Origin of the sequence: Microcoleus sp. OTE_8_concoct_300, assembly GCF_031383065.1 — a bacterium.
GTDB lineage: Bacteria > Cyanobacteriota > Cyanobacteriia > Cyanobacteriales > Microcoleaceae > Microcoleus.
Window position 1 is genome coordinate 1 of record NZ_JANMZH010000793.1, and the last position, 3,365, is coordinate 3,365.

The window sequence follows — 3,365 nt, forward strand, 5'->3', positions numbered from 1 at the left end:
GCTAACGTTACCCCAAAAGGGGAGGGAGACAACCATATCTCCAATGGAGGGGCAACCATACCCCTCCGCTCCGAAAGGGGTTTTGATTTAATGTAAAGCCGTCCTGGAAGGACGGGGTTTCTAACCCAGCAATTTCGATGAATTATTTGCTAAGTTGGCCTTGCGGCTGCTGCGACGATTGGAAGGATAGTTCCGAGAGTTTTGTTTTACTCAGAAACGGGCAGCACATTTGTCAGTCGTGCTACGATCGCAAATACAAGAATCAGAAGCTATTCGCCAGACGCAGGCGATCGAACATATCTGTATCACCGCAGAGCCTAACACAGACTATCCCTTATTAATGCGCAATGTTTTTAATAAAGCGAAGTATTTCGACAACCTCGCATCAGCGGTTGCCCTTAATAATGAACTCGAAAAAAAGAATTTATTTCCTCATCAGTCATCAGTCATCGGTCATCGGTCATTGGTCACTAATTTAGTTATTTATCATCAGTCACTTGAAAAGCAGGTAACAGATTTTAACTTAAAAAACTAATGACTGACGACTAATGACTAATGACTAATAACTAAATGATAGTTCCATCAGGAATCGTGGCATTTTTCAGGACTACGATAATGCCGCTGCGGATGTAAAAACCTTGGTTTTCGCGGTTCGCTTCTTCCACTCGGTCTTTATTAATTATTTGAACATTGCGGCCGATGCGGGCATTTTTATCCACAATCGCGCGGCGAATTGTAGTATCTGCACCGATACCGAGGGCGACGCCGCCGCTGTCCAAACTCGAATGCCTTTCGGCGTCGGGTTCGTAGAAGTCAGCACCCAGGACCAGAGTGTCTTGAATCGTACATCCAGCTTCAATGCGCGATCGAACTCCCAACACAGAATGGTCGATCCGGCACTCCTTGAGAATGCAGCCTTCAGCAATAATCGATTCAGTCACGTGAGTATTTAAAAGCTTAGTCGGCGGCAAGAAACGCGGGCGAGTGTAAATCGGCGCCTTTTCATCGTAGAAACTGAAAGGCGGCTGAGGCTGTTTTGTCAGAGCCAAGTTAGCCTCGTAAAAAGCCTCAATGGTTCCGATATCTTCCCAGTAATCGTCAAACAAATAAGCTTGAACGTTGTGGTCTTTTGCAGAATTCGGAATAATCTCTTTACCAAAATCAGTTTGGTTTGGAGATTCCTTCAGGAGTTTAATCAGAACTTCTCTTTTGAAGACGTAAATCCCCATCGAAGCAATGTAAGGACTTTCCTGAGCCTGCTGCGCTGTCAGTCCCAGTGTAGTAGTATCCACCTGCATTTGTTTGAGCGCATCGCCTTTTGGCTTTTCGCTGAAAGAAACAATGCGGCCGGTGTCGTCGATTTTCATCAAACCAAAATCCGAGGCCCGCTTCTCGTCCATTGGCAAAACCGAGAGGGTGATATCGGCGTTGGTTTCGCGGTGTCTGTGCACAAACTTCTGGTAGTCCATGCGGTAGAGGTGATCGCCCGAAAGAATCAAGTATTCATCAACGTCCCACTGTTCTAGCAGCGAGAGATATTGGCGAACTGCGTCGGCTGTCCCTTGAAACCAGTTGGGGTTTTCCTGAGTTTGCTGGGCGGCGAGCACCTCGACAAATCCCTCGGTGAAGCCGGAAAACTGGTAGGTGCGAGAGATGTGACGGTTGAGGGATGCCGAGTTGAATTGGGTGAGGACGTAGATTTTGACTATTTCGGAGTTGATGCAGTTGCTGACAGGAATATCGATGAGGCGATATTTCCCTGCGAGGGGAACTGCGGGTTTGGCTCGCAGTTTGGTTAGGGGGTAAAGGCGGGTGCCTACACCGCCACCGAGGATGATGGCTAAGACTTTTTTCAAGGAACTTTCTCCCTAGGGTCGATTAACTCTCCAAGTACAGTGTCGGATGGTGAGGGCTTCTTGACAAGGGGGGGGAGCAAGGAAGTTTTGAGTTTTGAGGTATGAGTTGAGTCGCTTACCCAGAAACCGGGTTGTTTAATCCAAATACTTCTTCCCACCCTGAATAAGAGTTAAAAAACCCGGTTTAGGAGAGTTGGAGTGCGTCCGGGACTAAAGTTAGGAGTTGTGAGTTGTGAGTTAAAATACTCATCAATAAATAATGGATATTTGAAAAAGTTTTGAGTTGTGAGTTAAAATACGCCTCAATAAATAAGGGCAGTTTAACAAAAGAATAAGGTTCGGGGTTTTGGCTGTTAATTACAAGTTTTTTGGGTAAATTCCCCGTTCTGGCAATTTCTTCATCCAGGATCATCGCGGTGTTGTTCTTTTTCCAGGCTGGTCGATCGCACCGCCGCGCCCGCTGACGCTCTGTTTGGGCCCTTCAGAGCGCTCTGGTTCTACTTGAGTTTGATCCGGTTCTTTTTGCTGGCGTTCATGTGATGTGAGTTTGTCGGACTCCACAGCAGTCAGGAAGCGCCGCCCGTCGGGACGATAAATTTCTAGGTAGAGTCAATCGATTTGAGATTTGAGATTTGAGATTTTAGATTGATCCCACGGATAAATCCGGGGGCTTGAGGATTTTCGATTTTCGATTTTCGATTGATTCCACGGATAAATCACGTGGCGGGTACCACCTTTGAAATTCGCTTGTCAGTTTCCAATCTGAGACAGTCCTGGACGCAACTGGCATATATAGTAAGGTTCTCTACTACCCCAAATCTTCGATAATGGTTCAATAACGGAGTCCGGGGCACCCTACAAGTCGATCGTCCTGTGACAGTTGGCTTTAGTCCTATTAGATTGACTGCAAGTTTGTGTAAGATTTTACAATTGGTCGATCGACAACATTAGACCTCTTGCAAAAATAACTAGGACGGGCAAGATGCCCATCCCACAAGAAAAAATAACTCTTGTGGGATGGGCATCTTGCCCGTCCTAGTTATTTTTGCAAGAGGTCTAATAAATCGGTGATCCGAGAGGCTCATCTGATAAAACTTGTCTTCCCACCACGAGCGCACTTCCACGTCAAAAAATCTAGTTCCTCCCTGCAACTTAGGCGGATAGGGATCCATAACAGCCGAGCCCGGACGCTCTCGGTGAACCCGTGCGTGGCTTTCCACCAAAGGCGGCAGCGCTTCGATGTCGTCGTCGAGAAACAGCAGCAATTGCCCGGTAGCCTCCGCCGCTCCGGTATTGCGGGCGATGGCAGCGCTCCGGCAATTTACCTCGATCACCTGCAATTTAAACGGAGCTTTGTAGTCTTGTAAAATTGCCAAAGTATCGTCTATGCAGCTATCTGCCACGACAATAACGGAGATCAGGTCGAGGGGATAAGTCTGCGAGTGCAAAGCATCAAGACCGCGCCGCAGCGAAGAACTTCGATTGTGGCTGGGAATAATTATGCTAACT

Annotated in this window: 4 protein-coding genes; 1 reads left to right on the top strand and 3 read right to left on the bottom strand. The window is 47.3% G+C overall.

Annotation, left to right across the window (positions count from 1 at the left end; translation table 11 throughout):
• Nucleotides 1-229 precede the first annotated feature (229 nt).
• Nucleotides 230-535 (top strand): hypothetical protein, encoded by a 306-nt coding sequence (locus ACUVJL_RS35380; protein WP_445250090.1) that lies wholly within the window; start codon nt 230-232, stop codon nt 533-535.
• 31 nt (nt 536-566) lie between these two features.
• On the opposite strand, the gene ACUVJL_RS35385 is transcribed toward ACUVJL_RS35380, so the two are convergent.
• The 3 genes from ACUVJL_RS35385 to ACUVJL_RS35395 all read right to left on the bottom strand — a co-directional run.
• The gene (locus tag ACUVJL_RS35385) at nt 567-1,856 is read right to left on the bottom strand and encodes a glucose-1-phosphate adenylyltransferase (RefSeq protein WP_445250091.1); all 1,290 of its coding nucleotides are present in this window, start codon (nt 1,854-1,856) and stop codon (nt 567-569) included.
• Between the two features lie 408 nt (nt 1,857-2,264).
• The gene (locus tag ACUVJL_RS35390; RefSeq protein ID WP_445250092.1) at nt 2,265-2,417 is read right to left on the bottom strand and encodes a hypothetical protein; all 153 of its coding nucleotides are present in this window, start codon (nt 2,415-2,417) and stop codon (nt 2,265-2,267) included.
• 407 nt (nt 2,418-2,824) lie between these two features.
• On the bottom strand, nt 2,825-3,365 hold a 541-nt coding region (locus ACUVJL_RS35395), incomplete at its 5' end, for a glycosyltransferase family 2 protein (RefSeq protein WP_445250093.1).